This is a genomic window from Microbacterium zouquanmingi (genome assembly GCF_052266675.1).
Classification (GTDB): domain Bacteria; phylum Actinomycetota; class Actinomycetes; order Actinomycetales; family Microbacteriaceae; genus Microbacterium.
In genome coordinates this window covers 44,681-70,252 of the sequence record NZ_JBQPRA010000002.1, presented here as the reverse complement: position 1 = coordinate 70,252, position 25,572 = coordinate 44,681, and the positions used below count along the sequence as shown (strand labels likewise).

The window sequence follows — 25,572 nt, the reverse complement described above, 5'->3', positions numbered from 1 at the left end:
CGGCGCCCGCCGAGACCACCCCGGTATCAATGGCGGCGCGCGTCAGGCGTGCACGAGCGTCTGCCGTGCGGACGGCCGAGTGCCGACGGGGGTGAGCACCGCGAGGATGCGCACGAGAGTCGTGAGCCAGAGCAGGCCGATGCCGATCACGATCGCCTCGAGCACGGTGACGGAGAACAGATCGAGCACGTTGGCGAGAACGAAAGCGATCACGATCAGCAGCACGGCACCGATCGTGATCAGCACGAGCGGATGCGGCGGCCCGGGCATCGCCGCCGCCGTCACAGCGCCAGCGGCGACGAACAGAACGAGTGTCGCCAGCGCCGCGATGTCGTGCACGAGTACGACCCCCGACAGCGGAAAGAGCCCCACTGCGGCGAGCGCGACACCGGTGGCAGCCCACAGCACGACCACCCAGGCGATCCTCCGAAGCGCTGCGTCTCCGAGAACGCGGTGCAGATCACGCCCGATATATGAGCCGACAGTCGCGATGAGGAGACCTGCGACAACGAGCGTGCCGTTGAACGCCCAGGCGCCGGCTCCCAGACCGAGCTGTGAGAAGTTCTGCTCCCACCACCGCGGGTCGGCGGCAGTGAGCATCGCGAACAGCGTGCCGATGGCCAGGTAGCCGAACAGCAGATCTGCGATATCGGAGGTGCGCAGGCCCACGCCCGCGCCGAAGGCCAGACGCCCGGCCACGGCACTTGCGACCCCGGTGAAGACGCCCCCGCCGATCGGCGGCACTTCGAGCCCCTGAAGTCCGACCCCGAGCACCTCGGTGGCCAGCAGCACGCCGAGCGCGGTGACCCCGGACAACGCGAGAGTGAGCGCGACGGCTGAGAGCGACGAGATCACCACCTGCCACCAGGGCATGCCCGTGTGGTCTCCGCGGCGATACAGCTGCGTGCTGACGACGAAGGATGCCGCGGCGATCGCTCCGGCGACCATCGCCATCGGCATCCCGACCGATCCATCGCCGGCAACCGGTCTGGGGCTCCCCCACAGCACCCATGTGCCGAGGATCGCGCCCACGCAGAAGCTGATGACAGTGGCCCAGATCGCCCTGACCTCCCGCTGCATTCGCTCTTCTGCGTTCATAGACTCATCGAACCACGCGGGACCGACGTCAGCATGAAGCCTCAGCCGCGCATGGCGACGCCGCGGCGCCAGTAGCCCATGAAGGCCACCTGCGCGCGGTCGATGCCCAGGTCCTTGACGAGGTGGCGGCGGAGCGTCGTGACCACGCCGCTCTCGCCTGCGATCCAGAAGTAGCGGTCGACGCCCGCCGCTGCCACACCGATCGATTCGCCGCTGCCTGAATGGACCGGCGTCTCCCACACGAGGTCTTCGCCCTCGGCATCCTGCACGGTGATCTCGGAGTGACCGGTGTCACCGAGATAGTCGAGCACGGTCGGGATCACGCGCAGTCCGTGCACCGCATCGCCGCGCGGCAGCCAGTGCACCGTGACCCCCGCGGGAGCGTTGATCGGCAGGACGTCGTCGGCAGAGGGCACCTCGATGAACGCGATCCCGCGCGCATCGCGCGGGGAATCCTCGAGAATGCGCGCGATAGCGGGCGCTGCCGTTTCGTCGCCGACCAGGACGACAGCGGATGCCGCGCCCGGCGCGAACTCGATCCCGCTGCGATCCTCACGACCGCGCCGCGGACCCACGATCCACAACTCGTCGCCGACGGCGGCGTTGCTCGCCCAGAGCGAAGCGGGACCGGTGAGCCCTGGCGCCAGGTGCAGCACGAAGTCGACGACGACCTCGGTCGCGGCATCCGCCACGTTGAGAGAGCGCACCGAATAGGTGCGCATCGATCCGCGCTCGTCCTCTGGAACCGCGAGGTACGCACCCCACCAGTCGTCGGTATCGCGATCGATGTCGGGAAGAATGCCGGATGCCGGCGGGAAGACGAGCTTGATCCGCGCGTCGAACACGTCGCCGGGGGTACCGAAGTCGTCCAGGTCTGATCCCCCGAAGGTGACTCGCACGAAGTTCGGCGACACCCGTTCCACCGCACGCACGACGGCACGCGCGAGGACGTAGGAGGGACGAGTGCGGGTCTCAGCGGACATGATGCCTTCCGATCGGGGTGACCATCGGCTTTCCGGAGACCGGATCCGTGGTGATCTGATTCGCCATGCCGAAGACCTCTTCGACAAGGCTGTTGGTGAGCACGTCTTCGGGAGCGCCGATGGCGTGCACTTTTCCGCCGCGCATCGCGACGAGCTCGTCGCTGTAACGGGCCGCGAGGTTGAGGTCGTGCAGCACCATCACGATGGTCGTGCCGCGCGAGACGCTGAGGTCGGTGAGCAGGTCGAGCACCTCGACCTGGTGGGCGACGTCGAGGAAGGTCGTCGGCTCGTCGAGCAGCAGGATGTCGGTCTCCTGCGCGAGCGCCATCGCGATCCAGACCCGCTGGCGCTGACCCCCGGAGAGCTCATCGACGCTGCGGTCTTGGAGATCGGTGATTCCAGTCGCCGCGAGAGCGTCGGCGACGACCTCGTAGTCGTGCGCGGTCCAGCGCGCGAGGGCTTTCTGATGCGGGTGACGCCCCCGGCCGACCAGGTCGGCGACGACGATGCCCTCGGGAGCGATCGGCGACTGCGGCAGCAGGCCGAGCACCCGCGCGACCTCTTTCGTTGGTCGGGAATGCACCGACTTGCCGTCGAGGACGACCTGTCCGGATGCCGGAGACAGAAGGCGTGCGAGAGCTCGAAGCAGCGTCGACTTGCCGCATCCGTTGGCCCCCACGATCGCCGTGATCTTCCCCGGCGCGATGGCGAGGTCGAGCCCTTCGACCACGGTGCGATCGCCGTAGCCGAGGGTGACGGCCTCGGCGGTCAGGGTGTGCGCTTCGGTCACAGCGATCCTCCCGAGCGGTTCGTGCGGATGAGCAGGTAGATCAGGTACGGCGCACCGAGCACGCCGGTGATGACGCCGACCGGGTAGCGGCCCGAGAAGGCGAACTGGCCGATCAGGTCGCCACCGAGCACGAGCACGGCACCGACGCAGGCAGAGGGCAGCAGCAGATTCGCACCCGGCCCGGTGATGCGGGCGGCGATGGGACCCGCCATGAACGCGACGAACGCGATGGGCCCTGTGGCGGCGGTGGCGAAGGCGAGCAGGATCACCGCGCCGACGATGAACACCAACCGCGTCCGGTTCACTCGAACGCCCAGGCCTGCGGCCGAATCGTCGCCGAGCTGCAGCATCCCGAGCGCTTTCGCCTGCGAGAACAGGAACGGCCAGATGATGAGGCTCGCGAGCGCGAGAGGTGCGATGTCGTCCCACGAGGCGTTGTTCAGGCTGCCGGTGATCCAGCGCATCGCGGTCTGGATGTCCCACTGCGCGGCGCGCGACAGCACGTACGAGACGACGCTCTGCAGCATGGCCGCGACGCCGATTCCGATGAGGATCAGCCGGATGCCGGAGAACCCGCCCTTGTTCGAGAGGAAGTAGATCGCGATCGCCGTGATCAGCGCACCTGCGACGGCGAACCCTGACACGGCCAGGCCGCTGAGCCCGAGCGTGACGATGGCGACGACAGCCGCCGCGCTCGCGCCCTGCGTGATGCCGATGATGTCGGGGGAGGCGAGCGGGTTGCGCAGCAGCGTCTGGAACGAGACGCCGGCGATGCCGAACGCGAAGCCCGCGAGAATCGCGAGAGCGGTGCGGGGCAGACGCAGCTCCCCCACCGTGAAGGACGCCCCGGGCACACTCTCGCCGAGGATGACGCGGATGACTTCGCCCGGCGTGTAGAAGGTGTTGCCCACCATGAGGGCGACAGCGGCGAGCGCGAGAAGCAGGATGCCCAGGATCACGCTCGCGGTCGCGTGGCGGCGGTGGCGGGCACGGCGTCCTGCTGCGATCATCGCCGGCGCTTGTCGCGGACTCGGTCCCTGAGCCTGTCGAAGGGTCACAGCTCTCTCACCTTCTGGCGGCGGACGATCCAGATGAAGAACGGGGCACCGATGACGGCGGTGATGATGCCGACCTGGATCTCTTCGCCCGACGGCGAGATCACCCGTCCGACGATGTCGCTGGCCAGCAGCAGCGCGGCTCCGGCGAGCGCCGAGAACGGCAGCAGCCAGCGATGGTCTGTGCCCACCAGCATCCGACAGAAATGCGGGATGACGAGACCGACGAATCCGATCGGTCCCGCGATCGCCGTGGCGGCGCCCGCGAGGATGACGGCACCGAGCGCGGAGATCAGCCGCGTGCGGAACACGTTCTCACCGAGGCCGGTTGCCACATCATCGCCGAGGGCGAGGGAGTTCATTCCGCGCGCACACGCGAAACAGACGAGCGCGCCGACGGCGAGCACCGGAGCGGTGACCGCGATGCGCGGCCATTCGGCTCCTCCCACGCCGCCGATCTGCCATGCCTGGAACGCCTGCAGCAGGTCGACGCGCGGCAGCAGGATCGCGCTGATGAGCGAGGCGAGTGCCGCGCTCGTCGCGGCGCCGGCGAGCGCGAGTTTGAGCGGAGTGGCCCCGCCGCGCCCGAGCGATCCCACCGTATAGACGAAGACGGCGGTCACGGCGGCGCCGACGATGGCGACGAGCATCTGCGTGAAGGCTCCGGTCGCGCCGAACGCGGCGAGCACGATCACGACGGCGAACGACGCGCCGTTGTTGATGCCCAGGATGCCGGGGTCGGCGATCGGGTTGCGGGTCACCGCCTGCATCGCGGCGCCCGACAGGGCGAGCGCCGCGCCGACGAGAAGCGCGAGCACGGTGCGAGGGATGCGCTTGATGATCGCCGCCTGGGCGATGGTGTCGTCCTGACCGCCCAGGGCCGTGATGATGTCATGCAGCGAGACCGCGCGGACACCGAAAGACACCGAGAGGATGCTGAGCACGACGAGCACCCCGACCCCGACGAGCAGCCACATGGTGCGCGCCGAAGCCGGGCGCCGCAGGTTCGCGGTGCCCGGCTTCGATGCGGTGGCGGTCGAGGTCACGCGCCGGTCACTGCGCGAGGAGCGGCGCCTCGAGCAGCGCGAAGTAGTCGTCGATTCCCCAGCCGATCGACAGCGGCGAAGGGTTCGCCGATGCTGCCAGCGGTGTGGCATCGGGGAGGATGGCGATGCGGCCCTCGGCGATCGCCGGGATCTTCGACAGCAGCGGATCGGCCTGCAGAGTCTCGATCAGCGAATCGTCGCCGTAGGTGATGAAGACGTCGACGTCGTCGAAGACATCAGCGTTCTCAGCACTCACGGTGAGGTAGAACTCGGTGCTGTCGGTGTCGGCGAGAACGGCCGGCTCCGGAAGCCCGAGCTCAGTGAGGAACCCGGGACGGGTGTCGACCGGCGTGTAGTACATGATCTGGCTGAGGTCGCTCGGGTCGAGGTAGGCGAACAGGAGCTTCGCGTCTTTGAGTGCCGCGTGCTTTTCGAGCGCAGCATCCGTCTGGGCATGGATCTCATCGATGAGAGCGTCGCCCTCGTCGGCGAGACCGAGCGCTGCGGAGTTCATCTCGATCATTGTCTCGACGGGCGTGCCCCAGGCGACCTCGGGGTACGCGACGACGGGGGCGATCTTGGAGAGCGTGTCGTACTCTTCCTGCGTGAGCCCGGAGTAAGAAGCGAGGATCACGTCGGGTTCGGTGTCGGCAACGGCCTCGAAGTCGATGCCATCCGACTCATCGAAGAGCACGGGGGTCTCGGCGCCGAGCTCGTCGAGCTTGTCCTCGACCCACGGCAGCACGCCGTTGTCGTCATCGTCGCCCCACGTGGCCTTGCTCATGCCGACCGGAACGATGCCGAGCGCCAGCGGAACCTCGTGGTTCGCCCACGCGACGGTGGCGACGCGTTCGGGCTTCTCGGTGATGGTGGTCTCGCCGTAGACGTGCTCGATCGTGACGGGGAAAGCACCGTCGGATGCCGGGTTCGCGCCCGCTGCGCCGTCGTCGGTGCTTGCGGGAGCGGTGGAGCAGGCGGTGAGGCTTGCGGCGAGAAGCACGGCAGTGCCGAGGCCGAGGATGCGGGAGATGCGCACAGGCGTTCCTTCAGATCGGGATGGGTGAGGCGTGAGCCGAGTAGCTTTGGTAAGCCTCCCCTAACGTAACACGAGGTTAGGGTGCCCTCAGTTCGCCGTTACCCGATCGGTACGGCGATAGCGTGGTCACATGCGGGTGACGGCGGCGATGCGAAGTGCGAAGCGCAGCCCTCTGCTGCAGGTCGTGAAATCGGCCGTCGCGACCATCGGTGCGTGGCTGATCGCCGGCTGGCTCGTTCCCGGGCCCCTGCCGGTGTTCGCCGCCATCGCGGCGCTTCTGGTCGTACTGCCCAGCGTGAACCAGTCCTTCACCAAAGCGATCGAGCGCAGCGCCGGCGTGATCGGCGGGGTGCTGATCGCGACCGGCCTGAGCCTGCTGCTCGGCCCGCAGAGCTGGGTGGTGCTGCTCGCGATCGTCGTCGCCATGCTCGTGGCCTGGGCGTTCCGAGCTACACCCGGCATGGGTAACCAGGTGGCGATCTCGGCGATGCTCGTGCTCGCACTGGGGTCGTCGAGTCCGCAGTACGCGCTCGATCGGATCATCGAGACCCTGATCGGTGTCGTGATCGGCATCATCGTCAATGCGCTGATCGTGCCGCCTGTTCTCACCGCTCCGGCCCGACGTGACCTGGGGCTGCTCGGAACCGAGATCGCCGCGAGCATGGACCGACTCGCGGCCGCCCTCATGGCGGTGCAGAGTCCTGCCGATCTTCAGGCGCTCATGGTCAAGGCGCGCCTGCTTCGTCCTATGCAGGTCGCAGCCGCGGCATCCGTCACCGCCGGCGAGGAATCCCTGACCCTCAACCCGCGTCGCCGCTCACGCGGCGAAGTCGCCGAGATGCGGACGCTCCTCGACACGCTCTCCCCGATCGTGACCCAGGTGATCGGCATGACGCGCGCGTACTTCGACCACTATGACGAGACTCTCGCCGATGAGCCTTCCGTGCATGCCATCGCCGAGCAGCTGCGACGGGCAGGACACGACGTGCGCCTGGCAGTGCAGGTCGCTGACGTGGCTCCAGAGGCGTCGACGGAGACGTCAGCCATTCCGGCTTTGACCGCCCCGCTGCATCTGACGCCCCCGGCATCCGGTCATTGGGTCCTGATCGGCTCACTCATGGAGGATCTGCGCCGCATCCGCGGTGAGCTCGTCGGCGACGGTTAGGTCGGCTCCCCCTCTGGATCAGCGAAAACGTGCGGAGACGCGAGGGCGCGGCCTGATCCCGCGCATAACTCCTGAAGTTTTTCGCCGATCGGCGTGATTCCGGCTCGCTACCCGCCGAATTGCGCTGTTTCTCAGGAGCTATGCCACGCCCGTGGTGCTGCCCGGCACGGCGGGTCAGCACCGCGCCGTGGGGGCATCCGACCACGGGCGCTGTTCGACGCGGGCCTCGCCGTCGCCGCACCCGACTACTTCGAGATGGGAGTGCCCGGTCGGCGAGCTACTCAAAGCCGACGTGCTCCGGAATGCACCGCGGGCGTGAGCTCGCCGCCGAGATACGCTGATCCCATGGCTGATTCGCTTCCTCTGTGCCCCGAGTGCTCCAGTGAGCACGCCTACGAAATGGGCGCCCTGCTGGTGTGCCCGATGTGTGGTCACGAATGGTCGCCGAGCGAAGCATCCTCCGACTCGGCAGACGAGCCGGCGGAGAAGGTCGTGAAGGATGCCGTCGGCAACGTCCTCTCCGACGGTGACACCGTCACCCTCGTCACGAGCGTCAAGGTCAAGGGCTCGACGGGCATCAAGGCGGGAACCAAAGTGCGCGGCATCCGCCTCATCGCCCCCGTCAACGGTCACGACATCGACTGCAAGATCGATGGATTCGGCGCGATGCTGCTCAAGTCAAGCGTCGTCAAGAAGGCCTGACCCGGCCGTTTCTCATGTCTTCTCTTCTCGATCCCACGACTCTTCCCGACGGCTCCGATGCGGATGCCGTTTACATGGCGTTTGTGGAATGGGCAGAGTCCACCGGCATTCAGCTCTATCCCGCGCAGGACGAAGCGGTCATCGAGATCGTCTCCGGCAACAACCTGATCCTGTCGACGCCGACGGGCACCGGCAAGTCACTCGTCGCGATCGGCGCCCATTTCGCGGCGCTCGTCGAAGGCCGACGCAGCTATTACACCGCGCCGATCAAGGCGCTGGTCAGCGAGAAGTTCTTCGCGCTCGTCGACATCTTCGGCCCCGACAACGTCGGCATGATCACCGGAGATTCATCGGTGAATGCGGATGCTCCAATCATCTGCTGCACGGCTGAGATCCTCGCGAATCTCGCGCTGCGCCAGGGGCCTACGGCCGACGTCGGTCAGGTCGTGATGGACGAATTCCACTTCTACGCCGACCCCGATCGCGGGTGGGCATGGCAAGTTCCGCTACTGACGCTTCCACAAGCGCAGTTCGTACTGATGTCGGCGACGCTCGGCGATGTCACCTCACTCGCCGAAGACCTCACTCGGCGCACTCGCCGCGAGACCGCAGTGGTGACCGGGGTCGAGCGTCCCGTCCCGCTGCACTTCTTCTACGAGCTCACGCCGATCCACGAGACCGTCGAAGACCTGCTGGGTACCAGCCAGTCGCCGATCTACGTCGTGCACTTCTCGCAGGCGGCCGCGATGGAGCGGGCGCAGGCGCTGTCGAGCACGAAGATCGCCACGCGTGAGCAGCGCGACGAGATCGCCGCTCTCATCGGAGAGTTCCGGTTCACGACGGCGTTCGGAAAGACGCTGTCGAAGTTCCTGCGCGCAGGCATCGGCGTGCATCACGCCGGGATGCTGCCGAAGTACCGCAGGCTCGTCGAGCAGCTCGCCCAACGCGGGATGCTGCGCGTCATCTGCGGCACCGACACGCTCGGCGTCGGTATCAACGTGCCGATCCGCACGGTGTTGCTCACCGCCCTGACGAAGTTCGACGGCACGCGGATGCGGCAGCTGAACGCCCGCGAGTTCCATCAGATCGCCGGCCGTGCAGGCCGCGCGGGATACGACACGGCGGGCACCGTGGTCTGCCAGGCTCCCGAGCACGAGTCCGAGAACGCTGCGGCGATCAAGAAGGCTGGCGACGACCCGAAAAAGAAGCGCAAGCTGATCCGCAAAAAAGCACCCGACGGATTCGTGTCATGGGGCGAGCCCTCATTCCGCAAACTCGTGGATGCTGAGCCCGAGACGCTCACCTCGCACATGCAGATCACCAGCGCGATGATGCTCAACGTCATCGGTCGCGGCGGTGACGCGTTCGGGAATATACGCGCACTGGTATATGACAACCACGAGCCCCGCGCTCGCCAGCGCCTGCTGGCGCTGCGGGCGCTCGGAATCTACCGGACGCTGCGCGAATCGGGGATCGTCGAGCAGACGCCGTCTGGCGAGATCCGTCTCACCGTCGACCTGCAGCCGAACTTCGCGCTGAACCAGCCGCTCTCACCGTTCGCGCTGGCCGCGTTCGAGCTTCTCGATCCGGATGCCGCGACCTACGCCCTCGATATGATCTCGATCGTCGAATCGACGCTGGACGATCCCCGTGCGGTGCTGAGCCAGCAGGAGTTCCTCGCGCGTGGCGATGCCGTGGCAGAGATGAAGCGCGAGGGCATCGAGTACGACGAGCGGATGGAGCTGCTCGAGCAGATCACGTACCCGAAGCCGCTGGGGGAGTTGCTCGGCGCGGCGTTCGAGACGTACAGCGCTGCGCAGCCCTGGATTCGCGACTTCGAATTGCACCCGAAGGCCGTCGTCCGCGACATGTACGAGCAGGCCATGTCGTTCGGGGAATATGTCGCCTATTACAAGATCGCACGCTCTGAGGGAGTGGTGCTTCGCTATCTGTCGGATGCGTATCGCGCAGCATCCCAGACCATCCCTGAAGAGCTGAAGAACGAAGACCTGCGCGACCTCATCGAATGGCTCGGCGAGCTCGTGCGCCAGGTCGACTCTTCACTTCTGGATGAGTGGGAGGAGCTGCGCGCAGGCACCGACAACGGTGTCGTCGATCTGCATCGCCCAGACGAAGAGCCGATCGTCCCGCCGGCTCCGAAGCGCCTCACCAGCAACGTGCGCGCGTTCCGCACCCTCGTGCGCAATGAGCTGTTCCGCCGGGTGCAGCTGGCAGCCCTCGAAGACGTCGATGCACTGGCCGCACTCGACCCTGATTTCGGTGCGGATGCGTGGGATGACGCGCTCGACGCCTACTTCGCCGAGCATGATGAGATCCTCACAGGCCCGGATGCCCGCAGTTCGAAGCTGCTACTCCTCACCGAGGGCCAGACCGAATGGACGGCCAGGCAGATCATCGATGACCCCACGGGCGACCACGACTGGGGCATCAGCGCGACCATCGATCTCGCGGCATCCGACGAGGCCGGCGAAGCCGTCGTCACCATCACCGGATTCGACCGGCTCTAACGAGAACGTCCACTATGGACAGCTCTGTCCTTTCGTGCCACGATAGGACATCTGATGTCTGATGAATGCACAGTGACGCCGTTCCGGCGCCCGAACGTCGCAGTTCCCCTCGCACCAGGTCTGCGCGAACTCTCCGCCGCGGTGCTCGCCGAGGTAGCCGATGTCGCGGCGATGCACCGCTACCGGGCGATCGCCGCCGGTCGCGGCACGACGGTCGACGCGATCTGCACTACGCACGGCTTGGAAGCACGCGACGTCGCCCCAGGCATCACCGCCTTCTGCTCTCCCGGCATCACTCCTCGCGTGCGCGTGCTCTTCTTCCACGGCGGCGGCCTGATCGCCGGCAATCGCCTGGACGGCGCGGACGTGCTCGCCCGGCACTCCGCGGACGCGCAGCTCGAACTGTGGTCCGCTGACTACCCGCTCACCCCCGAGACACCGCACGATCGAATCGTCGCGCATCTCGTCGAGCTCACACGACAGGCCGCAGCAGATGGCGTTCCCGTCGTCCTCGCCGGATACAGCGCAGGCGGAGGGCTTGCCGCATCCGTAGCCTTCGAATGCCGCGATCAGAGCATCCCCGTGCTAGGAACCCTACTGATGTGTCCCATGCTCGACCGCCACGACACCGCCTCGGCCGTGCAGTTCGCCACCGACCCGGCGTGGAGCCGCACCTCCAACCGCGCCTGCTGGGATGCCGCCCTGGAAGGCGCAGCATCCATCGCTCCTGGCGATCGCACCGATCTCGAAGACCTTCCGCCCACCTACCTCGATGTGGGATCCGCCGAGGTGTTCCGCGACTCGGTCGCGACCTTCGCCGGGGCCCTGTGGGCTGCGGGAAACCAGGCCGAGCTGCACGTGTGGTCGGGCGCGTTCCATGCCTCCGAGAGCGTGATCGAAGACGCCGCCGTCTCGCGCGATGTGCACCGCGCCCGCAAGCGCTGGCTGCTGCGCCTGCTCGACGACGAACTCTGAGTCGATTACCTGCGGAACGTCACGTGGATGGTGCCGCTCTCGGCGACCTCACTAGTGACAGCGTGGGTCGATTCGATCCCTCGCATGTCTTCCCACACTCGGTTGCCGCGGCCGAGCACGATCGGTGCGATTCCGACGTGCAGGTCGTCGACGAGACCGGCGCGCAAGAACTCGCGCGCGGTCCGGATACCTCCGCCGATCAACACATCCAGGCCGTCTGCGGCCTCTTTCGCCTCGTCGAGGATGCCAACGAGGTCACCGGTGCGGAAGTGGAACGTAGTGCCGCCGCTCATCGGGATCGACGGACGCGGCGCAGTATGCGTGAGCACGAAGACGGGGTATCCGAAGGGCGGCTCGTCTCCCCACCATCCCTTCCAGTCCGGATCGTCGGGGTTCACGTGCAGGCCGAACATGGCGGCGCCCATGATCTCGGCGCCCACCCCGGACGAGAGCGCCTGGGCGTACTTCTCGTCGATTCCGGTTGTGCCGGCACCGGTGGTGTCACCGAAGACCTTGGCACGGAAGGTGCGGGTGGCGGAGTAGGCGGCGGTCAGCGGCGCCCAGTCATCCCCCATCGGATTGTCAGATGCCGGGTCCGGCGCTGCGGTGAAGCCATCGAGCGAAGCGAACAGGTCAACACGGACACGGGCCATTGCGCCTCCTTGGGGGCGGGGAAGGGTAATCGCAACGCTAGTCCGATCACCCGCCCACCGCGAGGGTCAGCCCCGGATCGCCTCGACGAACCATGACGTGATGGTCGACGGATGCGTGATCGCAGTGCCCACGCAGACCGTGAAAGCCCCGGCGGCGAGCGCCGCCGCCGCCTGCGCGGGGGAATGCACCCGCCCCTCGGCGCAGATGGGCGCGGAGCAGCGTGCGGCGATCTGCCCGATGAGTTCCAGATCGGGACCTGCTGTCTTGGGCCGCTCGCCGGTGTACCCCGACAGCGTGGTGCCGAGGATGTCAGCACCGGCTTCCTCTGCGGTGACCGCGTCATCGAGCGAGCCGCAGTCAGCCATGATCAGAGCGCCTCTACCGGTGTCGGCGAGGTGTGCGCGCAGACCTGCCACAGTCTCAGCAAGAGTGAGCCCGTCCGGCCGGGGCCTGCGGGTGCCGTCGATCGCGATGATGTCGGCCCCCGCATCGGCGACGGCGATCGCGTGCTCGAGGGTCGGCGTGATGAACACGTCGTCGTCGCCGTCCTTCCATAGCCCGATGAGCGGAACAGGAAGCTCGGCCACGGCGCGAATATCGGCGATGCCCTGCACGCGGATCGCCGAGGCTCCCCCGACGATCGCGGCGGAGGCGACCTGCGCCATGGTGCGCGCATCGCGCATCGCTTCACCCGGATACGCCTGGCACGAGACGATCAGGCCGCCGCGAAGACGCGCAAGTGTGTCGGTGGATCGCATCAGTTCCTCCAGGCTGTGGCTGCGGCGCCGCGCAGCGGTGCGTCAGCGCCGAGACTGCCGGCGACGATCGGAATGTTCTGGAGCACGTCGATGACTTCGGCGCGGTAGGCGTCGCGCATCGGCATCCACCATGCCTCTCCGATCTGCGGCACGCCGCCGGTGAGGACGATGCGCTCGGGGTCGAGCAGGGTGGCAGCGCCGGCGAGAGCGCGACCGACGCAGGCCGCCGATTCGGCGAGCGCACGTGCAGCCACGGGGTCGGTCGCTGCCGCGGCGGCGATCCCCCTGGCATCCGGAACCCGCGGGTCGCCACCGAGCGAAAGGTAGTGCCGGTGCATCCCGGTTCCAGAACCGAGCGCTTCGAGGTGCCCCATCCGTCCGCAGGGGCAGCGCAGGTGCTCGGCGCCGGGCACGGGCATGTGAGCGATCTCGCCGCCGACGTGATGCGCACCGAACAGCGGGGAACCGGAGACGATGATGCCGGAGCCGACTCCGGTGCCGACGGCGACGATGAGGGCCGCGGATGCTCCGGCCGCAGCTCCCTGCAGGAACTCGCCCAGCGCGTGTGCGTCGACGTCGTTCCGCACGCTCACGAGCGCATCGGGAGCGAGCCGGTGGGCGAGCGCAGACCGGAGGCCGGCGGCCAGAGGCGTCCCCGCCCAATCAGCGAAAGTATCTGTCGCCGAGACGATGGTCCCGGTGGTGTGATCGACGACGCCCGCTGTTCCGACGCCGATGCCCGCGAGACGCAAGTCGGGGTCGCGCCCGGCGAGCAACCGCTCCGCGAGCGTGACCGCACCCGCGATAACCGCTGCCGGTCCCGAAGACGCCGGAGTCGGCATCAGCTCGGTCTGCAGCAGCACGTCATCGCGCGTCACGAGCGCCGCGGCCGTCTTCGTGCCGCCGATGTCAACAGCGAGGACGAGCTCTTCCATCACGCCGCCTGGGTAGGGAGCAGATCCATCTCGGCGAGGATGCCGCGGACCTTCTGCACGGCATCCGCATCGAGGCTCTGCACGCCAGCCGCCATCGTCGGGTGATCGATCAGTCCACGTGCGTGCATCGCGGCCTTGAACGCGCCGACACCCGTCGCATCCCCGGCAAGGCCGATGGGCTGGAACACGATCTCGAACAGTCGGTTGATCCGCTCCTGCTCGAGGCGCGCAGCATCCCAATCGCCGCGCGCAGCCGCGTCGCAGAGCCGCACGTAGCCGGAGGCCTCGACGTTCGCCAGCCCTGGCACGACGCCATCGGCTCCGGCGAGGAGCATGGCGTCGACGACGACCTCGTGACCGGTCAGCACCTGCAGCGGGCGGCCGGCGGCGCCGTTCGCGGCGAGCAGTCGGCGGAATCCGACGTCGTCACCGGAGGAATCCTTCACCCCGTGCACGACGCCTTCGGCGCCCAATCGAAGCAGAAGATCGATGCCGAGTTTCGAGTGCACCCGCACCGGAACGTCGTAGGCCCACAGCGGTGCGTCGATTCCGGCCGCGACCCGGCGGAAGTGATCGGCGATCTCGCCCGCGGAGTTCAGCGTGTAAAGCGGAGCGGTGGTGACGACCGCCTGTGCGCCAGCATCCACAAGGCGAGCGCCCACCGCGGAAATGCGCGGCGCGGTCAGCTCGATCGCCCCGGCGATGATCGGCACGCGACCGGCGGTCGCGCTCGCGACAGTGCGCAGGATCTCGACGCGCTCGTCATCGGTGAAGTACGCGGTCTCGCCCGTCGACCCGAGGGCGAAGAGCCCTGAGACGCCCTCGGAGATCAGGTGATCGACGTGGCGCTCCAGCGATGCGTGATCGACGGAGTGATCCGGCAGAAGCGGGGTGGCAACAGGGGGGACAACGCCTGTGAAGGCGACGGATGCAGACATGGGATTCCGGTCGTTTCAGTGAATAGAGAGGTCAGCGACTGAGCTCGAGCAGCGAGGGGGCCGCACCGAGCAGAGTGCGGGTGTAGTCGTTGGTGGGGTGGTCGAAGACCTGCGCCGCATCGCCGAACTCCACGATGCGCCCCTGGTTCATCACCGCGATCTCGTCGGACAGATAGCGCACGGTCTGGATGTCGTGCGAGATGAACACCATGCCGAGGCCCAGTTGGTCCTTCAGATCGGTGAGCAGGTTGAGGATCTGCGCGCGCACCGAGACGTCCAGCGCGCTGGTCGGCTCGTCGGCCACGATCACCTGAGGGTCGAGCACGAGGGCACGAGCGATCGCCACGCGCTGCCGCTGGCCGCCGGAGAGCTGGCCAGGCAGAGCGTCCAGTGCGGATGCCGGGAGACCGACGAGTCCGATGAGATCGCGGACTTTGCGCTCGCGCTGCGCGGGGGTGCCCATCCGGTGCACCTGCAGCGGATCCAGCAGCGCATCGCGCACCTGCATCCTGGCGTTCAGCGCCGTGGCCGGGTCCTGGAAGACGACCGACAGGATGCGGCCGATGCGCATGCGCATCGCCGCGTTGAACGATCGCACCCGTTCACCGTCGAAGATCACGTCTCCGCTGGTGGGTTTCTCGAGCCCGATCAGCACCTTGGCCGAGGTCGACTTGCCAGAGCCGGACTCGCCGACGATGCCGAGAGTCTGTCCGCGCTTGACCGTGAACGAGACGCCGTCGAGGGCATCGACGTAGTTGCGGTGGAAGATCGTCGAGGTGCGCGTCTTGTAACGCACGTGCACGTCTTCGAGTTCAATGACGGCGTCGCTCATCGTCCTGCTCCGATCGCTTCGACAGGCGCATCGTCCGGATGCGCGGAGTAACTGTGCGTCGTCCCTGGGATGCTCCGCCGCTCCGGTTCCACACCGACGTAGCGGGCTGGGTCGGAGGAGCGCGGTGCGAAGCGATCGCCTGCAGGGAAGTCCCGCGGCGACGGCACGACACCGGTGACCTGGTGCAGGCGGTCAGAGCCCGCCTCGATCGAGAGCACTGCACCGAGAAGACCCTGCGTGTACTCATGCACCGGTTGAGTGAGCACCTCGCGGGTCGTGCCCTGCTCGACGACCTGCCCGGCGTACATCACGGTGATGCTGTGGGTGAGCTCTGCGACAAGGGCGAGGTCGTGCGAGACGAACACCATCGCGAAGCCGAGCTCCTTCTGCAGGCGCATGAGCAGATCGACGACCTGCTTCTGCACGGTCACATCGAGCGCCGTTGTGGGCTCGTCGGCGATGATCAGGCGCGGGTCCCTGGTGAGGGCCATGGCGATCAGCACGCGCTGGCGCTGTCCGCCAGAGAGCTCGTGCGGGTACGACGCGAGCGTGCGCTGCGGGTCGAGGCCGACGAGTTCGAGCAGGTCTTCCGCGGTGCGCGTGCCGCCGCGGGAAGTGAGTTGCTTCATCTGCGAACGGATGAGCATCGCCGGGTTCAGCGAGCTCAGGGCATCCTGATAGATCATCGCGATGTCGTGGCCGCGCATCGCGGCACGCTGCTTCGGCGCCATCTGCAGAAGATCTTCGCCGTCGAAAATGATCTTTCCTCGTACGTCGGCCTTGGCATCGAGCAGCCCCATGATCGCAAGTGACGTGATCGACTTGCCGCAGCCGGACTCGCCGACCAGCGACATCGTCTCGCCTGGGCGCACGGTGAAGCTGACGTGATCGACCACGTCGACAACTCCGTGACGCGGGAACGAGATGCACAGGTCCTGCACTTCTAGCAGAGGCGCGGCATCGCCGGTGTAGACCAGCCGGTCGGTGCGATCCAGCTCGACTTCGCGCAGCTGCGCGAGGCGCTCGGCGAGCGGCACGGCCGAGGTCTGCGGCACGAGCGTCTCTGGCACAGCATCCCCCACCTGCCCTGGCACGGTGAGGTTCGATGCCGTATCGATCGTCCTGATCACGTGGGTGTCATCCATCGGAGTGACAGCGGCGTTCTCGAGATCCGACGTGGATTCTTCGGTGTTCGCGGCATCCGCCGTCAGCTTGCGAGCGCGAGGCGAGACCATCGCGTCCGTCATGCCCTCGGAGAGGATGTTCAGGCACAGCACGGTGATCATGATCAGGATGCCGGGGAAGAACGTCGCCCACCACGCTCCGGACATGAGCAGGTTGCGGCCGGCGGCGATCACGTTGCCCCAGCTGGGCTCTGGGTCGGGGATACCTGCCTGCAGGAACGACAGGGATGCTTCGAACACGATGGCGTCTGCGACGAGGATCGTGGCGAACACCAGCACGGGTGCCATGGCGTTGCGGGCGACATGCTTGATGATGATGCGTCCTGTGCGCGCGCCCATGACGCGGGCGGAGGAGACGTAGTCCTCGCCGTACTGATCGAGGATGTTCGCCCGTACGATGCGCGTCAGCTGCGGCACGTAGAGGAACGCGATCGTCAGCACGAGCACCGGCAACGACTTGCCGAACACGGCCACGAAGACGGCGGCCAGCGCGATGCCGGGGAACGACATGACGACGTCCATGATGCGCATCAGGGTCTCTGAGATCCACTTCGGCGCGGTGGCAGCGATCGTGCCCAGCACGCAGGCGACGGCGAGCGCGACCAGCGTTGCACCGAGACCGATCACGAGTGAGTAGCGTGCGCCGTAGACGAGACGCGAGAAGATGTCGCGTCCCTGCCGGTCGGTGCCGAACCAGTGCTCAGCGTCGGGCGCCTGCACGGGCGGGCCGGACGCGAGCGGGTCGAAGCTGGTGACGAGCGGAGCGAAGATCGCGGCAAGAGCGATGATCGCGAGGATCACCATGCAAATGATCGAGCCGAGTGAGAGGGATCCGAACCGGAGGCCGGGTACGGAGAGCCGCTGAGTGAGTTTGCGTCGCATGAGGGTCACACCGCCCGGATTCGCGGATTGATGAGGACGTAGAGCAGGTCAACGATGATGTTGATGATCACGAACGCCAGCGCAACGGCGAGCGTCACGCCCTGCACGAGGTTGGGTTCGTTGTTGGTCACGCCGTTGAGGATCAGGGTTCCCATTCCGGGAATCGCGAAGATGACCTCGATGACGACGGCACCGCCGATGAGATACCCGATGCGCAGGCCGAGCACGGTCACGGGGGTGATCAGAGCGTTGCGCAGCACGTTGCGGCCGACGACGACTCCGCGGGGAATGCCGGCGCCGAGAGCGGTACGAACGTAGTCGCGGTCGAGTTCTTCGACCATCGAGGTACGAACGACGCGCGAGAGCTGGCCGATCACGGGGACGGCGAGCGCGAGGGCTGGCAGCAGCATGCGGGCCAGCCATCCACCCGGGTCGCTCCAGGGGTCGGGGAGTGGACCGGATGCCGGAAGCACCCCGAGTCCGAGCGTGAAGGCTTGGATGAGCAGGATCGCGAGCCAGAACGAGGGCGTGGACAGAGCTGCCACGCCGAAGAGGCGGATGACCTGATCAGGCCACCGGTCACGGTAAACGGCGGCGAGGATGCCGATTGCGAAAGCGAAGACGACGGCGATGATGAGGCCGAGAAAGGTCAGCGACAGCGTGATCGGGAACGCGCGGGCGACTTCATCGACGACAGGGAGGCTGCGGGCGGAGTAGGTGCCGAGGTTTCCCTGCACCATTCCGAAGAGGAAGTTCACGTACCGAACGAGCAACGGAAGATTCAGTCCGTTGGACTCGCGGTAGTCCTCGAGCTGCGCTGCGGAGGCGGTCTCACCGAGGGCGTTGCGCGCGGGGTCTACCGGTGAGAACGACATCACGAAGAAGACCAGGAATGTGATGCCGAGAATCATCAGCGGCAGCTGTAGAAGCCGCATGCCGATGAGGCGGAGGGTGCCAGTCACGAGCGGATCCTTCCGGGGGTTGAGGTGCTGGTGGGTGGGGCGCACTCAGGCGCGCCCCACCCACCAGCGGTATTCGGATTACTTGGCTGCGACACCGACGCCGAGGAACGACAGGCCGGTGGTGGGTACCGGCTTGAAGTCGACGAGGACGTCGGGGTTCCAGGCGGTGGGCAGCTGGCGGTGGAACAGCGGGTAAAGGCTGACCTGCTCAGACATCAGGTCGAATGCCTTGCCCCACGTCTCGGCCTGCTCGTCGCCCTGCTGCTCCGCACCGGCGGAGATGAGTGCGTCGAGCTCTGCGAACTCCGGCGTGCTGGCCCACTGGGTGCGCTTCTCGGTCCAGACACCCGGCGCGAACCACCAGTTCATGAGCAGGTCGGCGTCGTTTCCGAAGACCGACGGGTCACCGGGGGCGACGGCCATCGTGTAGTCGCCGGAGTCAACGCGCTCGTACATTGCAGCGGACTGCAGGATTTCGAGGTTGACCGTGATGCCGACAGCATCCAGCGACTCCTTGATCAGCGGCGCGACTTCCTTCACCCAGCTGGTGTCGGTGGTCAGCAGATCGATCGAGAGGTCGCTGACGCCTGCCTCATCGAGGAGCTCCTTGGCCTTGTCGGCGTCGTAGGTGTAGACCGTCGAGGCCTCCTGGTAGTCAGGGTGGCCCTTCGGCAGGAACGACGTCGCTGCCTCGGCGTTGCCCAGCATTCCGGTCTCGATGATCTTGTCCATGTCGAGCGCGTAGAACATCGCCTGACGGACCCGAGGGTCATCGAACGGCGCAGCCGACGTGTTGAACATCGCGAACAGCAGACCGAAGGACTGCACGCTCTCGACCTCTGCGGTTGCGGCGAGCGTATCCACGTCGATGTAGGGCACGTCTTCGATGGCCTGGACGGTGCCGGTCGACATGGCGGTCACTCGAGCGGATGCATCCGCCAGGAGGTTCCAGTTCATGCCTGCGGCGAGCGCGGGGCGCGGGCCGTTGTAGTCGTCGTAGCGCTCGAACACGACCTTGTCTTCGGGGGTCGCTGAGACGAGCGAGTACGGGCCGGTGCCGACGGGGTTCGCGCCGAATGCTTCGGGGTCTGCTTCCACGAGCGCCTTAGGCACGATCTTGACGATGCCGAGGCGGTCGTTGATCAGCGAGAACGGGAAGTCCGTCGTGATCTGGATCGTGTCGTCGTCGACCGCGGTGACGGTGTCGATGAAGTCGACGTAGCTGGTGAACAGCGAGTTGTTGGAAGGGTCGAGCACGCGCTCGTAGCTGTAGATGACGTCGTCGACGGTGACGGGGTCGCCGTTCTGGAAGGTCGCGCCCTCGCGGATATCGATCTCGTAGGTGGTGTCGTCGACCTGGGTCGGAAGATCCGCGGCGAGCGCCGGGTACGCCTCGCGAGTGGCGGGGTCTAGATCGACGAGCCCCTCGAAGATGTGCCAGTTGGCGGCGACCGTGACAGCTCCGGAGGCGATCATCGGATCGAAGCTCCCGCTCAGGGCGTACGAGATACCGGCCTCAATGATGGCGTCGGGGTCGATCTCGCCGGCGGCTTCCGTGCCGCTGGCATCGTTTGCGGCACCGGCACCGCAACCGGCCAGAGCGATCGCTGCGGCAGCCGTGCCTGCAATCGCCATGGCCAAGCGACCCCCGCGACGGCGGGTGATGTTTCGGTTCATGTGTGAACTCCTGTGTGGTGTGGGAGACATCTTGAGGACATCTGATGTCTGATGTACTGTAAGCATATGTTCCATCGGAACACAAGAGTGAGATGATCGACGCGATCGACGCGAGGCACGAGAGGGACCAGATGAACTCCAGCACAAGCCGCGCGTCGCGAATGCGCCGCTCGACCACCGCCGATCAGATCAAACAGCTCATCCTGACCCGTGGCCTAAAGCCCGGTGACCCGATGCCCACAGAGGCAGAGCTGTGCGAGACACTCGATGTCTCACGCTCATCGGTGCGCGAGGCGATCCGTACGCTGTCGACACTCGACATCGTCGATGTGCGGCATGGACATGGCACCTACGTCGGCGGCATGTCACTGGATCCCATGGTCGAGACGCTCGTCTTCCGCGGGGTGCTCTCGCCCGAGAAATCGCTCGACGCGCTGCGCGACGTGGTCGAGGTGCGCCTCGCGCTCGACCTTTCAATGGCCGAGCGCGTCGTGGCGGCGGGCGCCGCCGAGCACGAGCTTCCCGAACTCGATGAACTCGTCGACGAGATGGTCGACAAGGCCGGCCGCGGCGAGTACTTCCTCGAGGCAGATCGAGCCTTTCACACCAGGCTCTTCGATTCCACGGGCAATCGCCTGGTCGGACAGCTGGTCGGCGCATTCTGGGATGTGCACACCGCTGTGCTGCCCCAGCTCGGGATCGCGCCTCCCGCAGACATCCATCAGACCGCCAAAGCGCACGGCGACATGCTCGACGCGGTGCGCAGTGGCGACGTCGAGGCCTATCGCCACGCGGTGATCGATCACTACAAGCCGCTGCAACGGGTGCTGGCGCAGACAGCCCAGCGTGACAAGTGAACCGTCGGGTTCATCCGTGTAAACGGTCGACGTGACCGATCACCTGCCGCACCATCCGCCCGTGCGCGGAGTCCGGACCCACGTGAAGCAGCCCGCGCACATGACGTGCGATCCTGCGCAGCTCAGTCACCTGGAGTCGAGACTCACTGACCACCGAAACTATCGATCCCCTCGGGGCGCCGTGGACGACCGCGGGATCAGAGTCGGCAGGGTGCGCGTGGTCTGGGCATCCGGGTTCGCCGACTCCAACAGGTCCAGTGCGCTGGCGGCGATCTGGTCGAAGGGCGTGCGCACAGTGGTCAGAGGAACGGGCAGCATTCCCGCCAGCGGGATGTCGTTGTAGCCGACGATGGACACATCCGAGCCAACGGCCAGGCCGGCCGCCCCCACGGCCGTCATCGCGCCGATGGCGAGGTTGTCGTTGGCCGCGAAGATCGCCGTGATCTGCTCGGCTTCATCGACGAGAAGACGTGCTGCCGCTTCATTGCCGGATTCGATTCCGTAGCCGGTCGACACAACGCGCTGTTCTGGAAACTCGAGTCCGGCCTCGTCCAACGCTCGCCGCGCTCCGGCGAGCCTGTCGCGCGCGCTCGATGTGAACCACGGGCCCGTGATCACGGCGATGTTCCGATGCCCCAGGTCGATGAGGTGGCGCACCGCGAAGTATCCGCCGGCCTCATCGTCACCGAGTGCCGATGAACTCTGGCCGTCGGTCCGCAGGACAAGGGCGTGCGGGACTCCGCGTTCACGCAGAGAGGCGGGCAACGTGTCATCCAGTCGTGCGGTCGCGAGGATGAGTCCGTCGACGTTACGTCCGAGCAGCGTCTCGGTCGCGCGGCGTTCGTCGTCCGGATCATCCCCGCACGTGGCGACGACGGCAAAAGCCCCCCTCGAACGCGCAGCCCGCTCGATGGCCTCGAACATCAGAGCCATCACGTTGTCCGTGAGTCGCGGGACGAGCACTCCGATCGTCCCCGTCGCGCCCCGACGAAGACCGGATGCAAAGACGTTGCGGCGATAGCCCAGCTCGTCGGCGACGCTCCGCACACGCTGCGCTGTCGCCGAGCGCGAGGACGGGGTTCGGTCGTCGAGGATGCGACTCACCGTGGACACACTGACCCCGGATGCCGCTGCGACGTCCTTCAACGTCACGACACGTCGTTCGGCGTGAACATCCATTGCGCCCCTCCCTCCTGGCGAGTCTAGCTTCGGGCACTTGACACGATCTGCACCTCCCAGCATACTTGCAATCGTTCTTGCAAACGTTCCCGGCAACGATCCCACGCAAGGATCTCGAAGAAGAGCAACCAGAGAAGGAAACGATGATGACTCTCGATCTCCGCGGCCTCAGCCCCGCACCTGTCACCCCGTTCACCGAAGACGGAGACGTCGACTTCGACGCGATCCAGCGACTCGGATCCTGGCTCGGCTCGATCGAAGGCGTCAAGAGCCTCGTCGTGCTGGGACACGCAGGAGAAGGCACGTTCCTCACCGAGCGCGAACAGCTCGATGTGATCCGCGCGTTCGTGTCCTCGACCGACGGGCGCATCCCCGTTGTCGCCGGAATCACCAAGGAGGGAAACAAGACAGCGGCTCTTGAGGCGAAGGCCGCTGTCGACGCCGGCGCCGCAGCCGGGCTCGTGTACCCCTCGCACGGCTGGCTCCGGTTCGGATACCAGCAGGGCGCGCCGCAGTCCCGATACCGCGAGATCCACGAGGAATCGGGACTGCCCCTGATTCTGTTCCAGTACCCGGATAACACCAAGGCGACCTACGACCTCGACACTCAGCTGGAGATCGCTGGCCACGACGGAGTGTTCGCGACGAAGAACGGCGTGCGCAACATGCGTCGCTGGTACACCGAGATCCCCGCTCTCCGCGCCGCGTACCCCGACCTGCAGATCCTCTCCTGCCACGACGAGTATCTGCTGCCGACGATGTTCGATGTCGACGGACTGCTCGTGGGGTACGGGAACATCGCGCCAGAGCCGCTCATCGAGCTCATCGCCGCCGGGAAAGCACATGACTATGAGGCGGCGCACGCCATCCACGAGCGGCTACTCCCCGTCACCCAGAACGTGTATCACCGCGGATCACACATGGAGGGTACTGTCGCTCTGAAGTGGGGCCTCGTGCAGCGCGGCATCCTGGATCATGCGACTGTCCGCACTCCGCTCCTTCCGCTGCCTGAGGGCGCCGACGCCGAGATCGCCGCGGCATTCACACTCGCCGGACTCGGCAAAGTAGCCGTCCCTGCATGACCCTGATGGATGCTGCGGCGCCTCTGCTGCAGCATCCATCAGCACCACAGCGTTTCACAGCGCTGACCCAGTCAAAGACGACTTCGCGACCTCAGGGTCGCCCTCCAACGAAGGAGAACCCATGAGTGACCAATCCACCACGCGGCGCACCTCGACCCCCGGCACTGGCTATGGCAGGGTCTCGACTGAGACGATGAGGAACATCGTCGAGACTCACAAGACACGACGGTCGTTCTGGCAGCAGCTGACACTGATCGGACCGGCTTTCGTCGCCGGCGCCTGGCAGTTCGGGCCGGGCAACCTCACCACCGCTGTCCAGGCAGGCAGCGGATATCAGTATGCGCTGATCTGGGTGATCGTGGTCTCGACGATCCTGATGATCTTCCTCACCGACATGAGCGTGCGCCTGGGCATCAAGTCGCCTGTCTCGCTCATCTCGTCGATCAAGGATCATCTCGGAGGATGGGTCGGCGTCGTCGCCGGTATCGGTGTCTTCCTGATCACACTGTGCTTCTCCGTCGGCAACGCAGTTGGTTCGGGGCTCGGCCTGTCCATGCTCTTCGGCGGCAGTCCGATCATGTGGACGATCCTCTGCACCGTCGTCGTCGCAGGCATCCTGCTGCTTCGCAACGTCTACCGCGTGATCGAGAAGATCCTGATTGTCGCCGTGGCGCTTATGGCCATCACATTCATCGCGTCCGCCTTCATCTCGAATCCGGACTGGGCTGCGGCCGGTGCCGGCCTTCTGCCCACGGCTCCAGGAGGCGCCTGGCTACTGATCGTCGCACTCGTCGGAACGAACTTCTCGGTGAACGCGGCCTTCTACACGTCATACGGCACGAAAGAGCGCGGCCGGTCGGAGGCCGACTACCGCGACGTGACCGTGGTGGACACGATCCCCGGAATCGTGGCACCCGGCATCATGACGGCGTTGGTGATCGTGGTCGCTGCCGCAGTGCTCGGCCAGACCGGCGAAGCAGCGCCGACGATCGTCGCCCTCGCCGGTATCTTCGAGCCCCTGGCGGGCCCGCTCGGCGCGACGATCTTCGCGCTGGGCTTCTTCGCTGCCGCGTTCTCCTCGATGATCGCGAATGCCACGGCCGGCGGGACCATGCTGGCGGACGGCCTGAGCAAGGGCGCATCGTCGAGTTCGGGCACGGCGAAGCTCGTGAGCGGCGGCATCCTTGCCTTCGGACTGCTCATCGCGCTCGTGTTCCAGTCGTCGCCGGTACAGCTGATCGTCATCGCTCAGGCGCTGACGGTGCTCATCTCTCCGGTGCTCGCCGCGCTCATCATCATCATGGCGAACCGCGTGACACTGATGGGAGACATGCGCAACCGCTGGTGGCAGAACCTGTTCGGGATCATCGGTCTGGTCGCCGTTCTGCTGCTCTCGATACGACTCGTGATCACGCTGATCTGAGCGATCACCCCCGTGAGCGCATCGACGGTGACGGTCGGCTGACGGGCAGTCGTCCTATCGGTCAGAGAATCCGTGACCGATGGCGAGTCGGAGGGGAACTCCTCGTCGCTGTAGATCTTCGCCTGCACGCGGCGGTCGATGAGCTCATCGACCGCCGCGTCGATGTCCTCCACCGGGAAGTTCAGAATCGTTCGGCTGACGATCGATCACGAATGTCGACAGCAGTCCGGCCGGCCGTGCCGCAGCACCAGGTGGAGCGGAGGATCGATCGGGTTATCAGGGGGCATGTCCCCCTCGGCGACCTGCCGGAATCCGGCCTTCTCGAGCGCCCGCCACGAACCGACATTCCCCGCGACCACGGCGACGATGATCTCCGGCGCCTCGGGATACGCCGACCACGTGTCGGCGACGATCTCGCGAATGATCGCGGTTCCCAAGCCCACGCCGGTGCGCTCGGCATCGGCAATCAGGTAGTCGATCGTCACCGCCCCCTCCGGCACTGCGATGATCGCGGCGAGCTCTTCGAAGTCTCCCGCGTAATCCTGGATGCGGGAGCGCTGTACGAGCGCAACAGGAACCCCGTCGAGATGCACAAGCAGGTCCTCGCCGGCTTCATCGCCGCGTGTGCCGGGGCCGAAGTCGCGCGCCACTCCCTCTGATGAGAAGTCGTGGTGCCAGTAGCGATGCACGTGCGGGCGCGATAGCCACTCCGCGAGCAACGCGAAATCGTCCTTCGTCACCGGTCGCCAGGTGATCCGCAGATCGGGCATGTCACAAGTAGACCATTCACGCCCCGGATGTGCCGGCGTCGGAGCCTGCTACGCCTGTCGG

The 25,572-nt window shown here is 66.5% G+C and carries 23 protein-coding genes; 7 read left to right on the top strand and 16 right to left on the bottom strand.

Features of this window, described 5'->3' with window-relative positions:
- Nucleotides 1–42: 42 nt before the first annotated feature.
- The 6 genes from ACTU6V_RS04400 to ACTU6V_RS04375 are packed head-to-tail and all read right to left on the bottom strand — an operon-like array spanning nt 43 to nt 6,008.
- On the bottom strand, nt 43–1,098 hold the full coding sequence (locus tag ACTU6V_RS04400; RefSeq protein ID WP_443475047.1) for a DUF998 domain-containing protein: 1,056 nt from the start codon (nt 1,096–1,098) through the stop codon (nt 43–45).
- A gap of 41 nt (nt 1,099–1,139) precedes the next feature.
- A complete protein-coding gene (locus ACTU6V_RS04395) occupies nt 1,140–2,081 on the bottom strand; it encodes a siderophore-interacting protein (RefSeq protein ID WP_443467831.1) in 942 nt (313 codons plus the stop codon).
- Nucleotides 2,071–2,871, bottom strand: a complete 801-nt coding sequence (locus tag ACTU6V_RS04390) for an ABC transporter ATP-binding protein (protein WP_443467832.1) — start codon at nt 2,869–2,871, stop codon at nt 2,071–2,073. The genes ACTU6V_RS04395 and ACTU6V_RS04390 overlap by 11 nt, the downstream gene beginning before the upstream one ends.
- Entirely contained in the window at nt 2,868–3,881 is a 1,014-nt protein-coding gene (locus ACTU6V_RS04385) for a FecCD family ABC transporter permease (RefSeq protein ID WP_443467833.1), read from the bottom strand. Before ACTU6V_RS04385 ends, ACTU6V_RS04390 begins: the two co-directional genes overlap by 4 nt.
- Nucleotides 3,882–3,925: 44 nt before the next feature.
- Nucleotides 3,926–4,972, bottom strand: a complete 1,047-nt coding sequence (locus tag ACTU6V_RS04380) for a FecCD family ABC transporter permease (RefSeq protein ID WP_443475046.1) — start codon at nt 4,970–4,972, stop codon at nt 3,926–3,928.
- A 7-nt stretch (nt 4,973–4,979) separates the two neighbouring features.
- Nucleotides 4,980–6,008: an iron-siderophore ABC transporter substrate-binding protein gene (locus ACTU6V_RS04375; protein WP_443467835.1), complete on the bottom strand. Its 1,029-nt coding sequence runs from the start codon at nt 6,006–6,008 to the stop codon at nt 4,980–4,982.
- 130 nt (nt 6,009–6,138) lie between these two features.
- On the opposite strand from ACTU6V_RS04375, the gene ACTU6V_RS04370 reads away from it, so the two are divergent.
- From ACTU6V_RS04370 to ACTU6V_RS04355, 4 genes are all read left to right on the top strand, one after another.
- The gene (locus ACTU6V_RS04370; RefSeq protein ID WP_443467836.1) at nt 6,139–7,173 is read left to right on the top strand and encodes an FUSC family protein; all 1,035 of its coding nucleotides are present in this window, start codon (nt 6,139–6,141) and stop codon (nt 7,171–7,173) included.
- A 345-nt stretch (nt 7,174–7,518) separates the two neighbouring features.
- The gene (locus ACTU6V_RS04365; RefSeq protein ID WP_443467837.1) at nt 7,519–7,875 is read left to right on the top strand and encodes a zinc ribbon domain-containing protein YjdM; all 357 of its coding nucleotides are present in this window, start codon (nt 7,519–7,521) and stop codon (nt 7,873–7,875) included.
- Nucleotides 7,876–7,889: 14 nt separating this feature from the next.
- Complete coding sequence (locus ACTU6V_RS04360) at nt 7,890–10,403, top strand: DEAD/DEAH box helicase (RefSeq protein WP_443475045.1); 2,514 nt, start codon at nt 7,890–7,892, stop codon at nt 10,401–10,403.
- 54 nt (nt 10,404–10,457) lie between these two features.
- A complete protein-coding gene (locus ACTU6V_RS04355) occupies nt 10,458–11,378 on the top strand; it encodes an alpha/beta hydrolase fold domain-containing protein (protein WP_443475044.1) in 921 nt (306 codons plus the stop codon).
- 5 nt (nt 11,379–11,383) lie between these two features.
- On the opposite strand, the gene ACTU6V_RS04350 is transcribed toward ACTU6V_RS04355, so the two are convergent.
- The 8 genes from ACTU6V_RS04350 to ACTU6V_RS04315 all read right to left on the bottom strand — a co-directional run bounded on the left by ACTU6V_RS04350 (nt 11,384) and on the right by ACTU6V_RS04315 (nt 20,200).
- A complete protein-coding gene (locus tag ACTU6V_RS04350) occupies nt 11,384–12,031 on the bottom strand; it encodes a dihydrofolate reductase family protein (protein ID WP_443475043.1) in 648 nt (215 codons plus the stop codon).
- A 66-nt stretch (nt 12,032–12,097) separates the two neighbouring features.
- Nucleotides 12,098–12,793 (bottom strand): N-acetylmannosamine-6-phosphate 2-epimerase, encoded by a 696-nt coding sequence (locus tag ACTU6V_RS04345; protein WP_443475328.1) that lies wholly within the window; start codon nt 12,791–12,793, stop codon nt 12,098–12,100.
- Nucleotides 12,790–13,725, bottom strand: coding sequence for an ROK family protein (locus ACTU6V_RS04340; RefSeq protein WP_443475042.1), 936 nt, complete (start codon nt 13,723–13,725; stop codon nt 12,790–12,792). The genes ACTU6V_RS04345 and ACTU6V_RS04340 overlap by 4 nt, the downstream gene beginning before the upstream one ends.
- Nucleotides 13,725–14,663 carry a dihydrodipicolinate synthase family protein gene (locus tag ACTU6V_RS04335; RefSeq protein WP_443475041.1) on the bottom strand — a complete coding sequence of 313 codons (939 nt, stop codon included), beginning with the start codon at nt 14,661–14,663 and terminating at the stop codon, nt 13,725–13,727. The genes ACTU6V_RS04340 and ACTU6V_RS04335 overlap by 1 nt, the downstream gene beginning before the upstream one ends.
- Nucleotides 14,664–14,694: 31 nt before the next feature.
- On the bottom strand, nt 14,695–15,495 hold the full coding sequence (locus tag ACTU6V_RS04330) for an ABC transporter ATP-binding protein (protein WP_443475040.1): 801 nt from the start codon (nt 15,493–15,495) through the stop codon (nt 14,695–14,697).
- On the bottom strand, nt 15,492–17,561 hold the full coding sequence (locus tag ACTU6V_RS04325; RefSeq protein WP_443475327.1) for a dipeptide/oligopeptide/nickel ABC transporter permease/ATP-binding protein: 2,070 nt from the start codon (nt 17,559–17,561) through the stop codon (nt 15,492–15,494). The genes ACTU6V_RS04330 and ACTU6V_RS04325 overlap by 4 nt, the downstream gene beginning before the upstream one ends.
- 5 nt (nt 17,562–17,566) lie before the next feature.
- Nucleotides 17,567–18,523 (bottom strand): ABC transporter permease, encoded by a 957-nt coding sequence (locus ACTU6V_RS04320; protein WP_443475039.1) that lies wholly within the window; start codon nt 18,521–18,523, stop codon nt 17,567–17,569.
- A 78-nt stretch (nt 18,524–18,601) separates the two neighbouring features.
- A complete protein-coding gene (locus tag ACTU6V_RS04315; RefSeq protein ID WP_443475038.1) occupies nt 18,602–20,200 on the bottom strand; it encodes an ABC transporter substrate-binding protein in 1,599 nt (532 codons plus the stop codon).
- A gap of 131 nt (nt 20,201–20,331) precedes the next feature.
- On the opposite strand from ACTU6V_RS04315, the gene ACTU6V_RS04310 reads away from it, so the two are divergent.
- Nucleotides 20,332–21,057 (top strand): FadR/GntR family transcriptional regulator, encoded by a 726-nt coding sequence (locus ACTU6V_RS04310; protein ID WP_443475037.1) that lies wholly within the window; start codon nt 20,332–20,334, stop codon nt 21,055–21,057.
- A gap of 159 nt (nt 21,058–21,216) precedes the next feature.
- Here ACTU6V_RS04310 and ACTU6V_RS04305 read toward each other — a convergent pair whose 3' ends face one another.
- Entirely contained in the window at nt 21,217–22,236 is a 1,020-nt protein-coding gene (locus ACTU6V_RS04305) for a LacI family DNA-binding transcriptional regulator (protein ID WP_443475036.1), read from the bottom strand.
- 146 nt (nt 22,237–22,382) lie between these two features.
- Here ACTU6V_RS04305 and ACTU6V_RS04300 point away from each other — a divergent pair, with 146 nt between their 5' ends.
- Together ACTU6V_RS04300 and ACTU6V_RS04295 are read left to right on the top strand one after the other, a co-directional pair.
- A complete protein-coding gene (locus ACTU6V_RS04300; RefSeq protein ID WP_443475326.1) occupies nt 22,383–23,318 on the top strand; it encodes a dihydrodipicolinate synthase family protein in 936 nt (311 codons plus the stop codon).
- A 121-nt stretch (nt 23,319–23,439) separates the two neighbouring features.
- Nucleotides 23,440–24,741, top strand: coding sequence for an Nramp family divalent metal transporter (locus tag ACTU6V_RS04295; protein ID WP_443475035.1), 1,302 nt, complete (start codon nt 23,440–23,442; stop codon nt 24,739–24,741).
- Nucleotides 24,742–24,947: 206 nt separating this feature from the next.
- On the opposite strand, the gene ACTU6V_RS04290 is transcribed toward ACTU6V_RS04295, so the two are convergent.
- Nucleotides 24,948–25,511: a GNAT family N-acetyltransferase gene (locus ACTU6V_RS04290; protein WP_443475034.1), complete on the bottom strand. Its 564-nt coding sequence runs from the start codon at nt 25,509–25,511 to the stop codon at nt 24,948–24,950.
- Nucleotides 25,512–25,572: the final 61 nt, after the last annotated feature.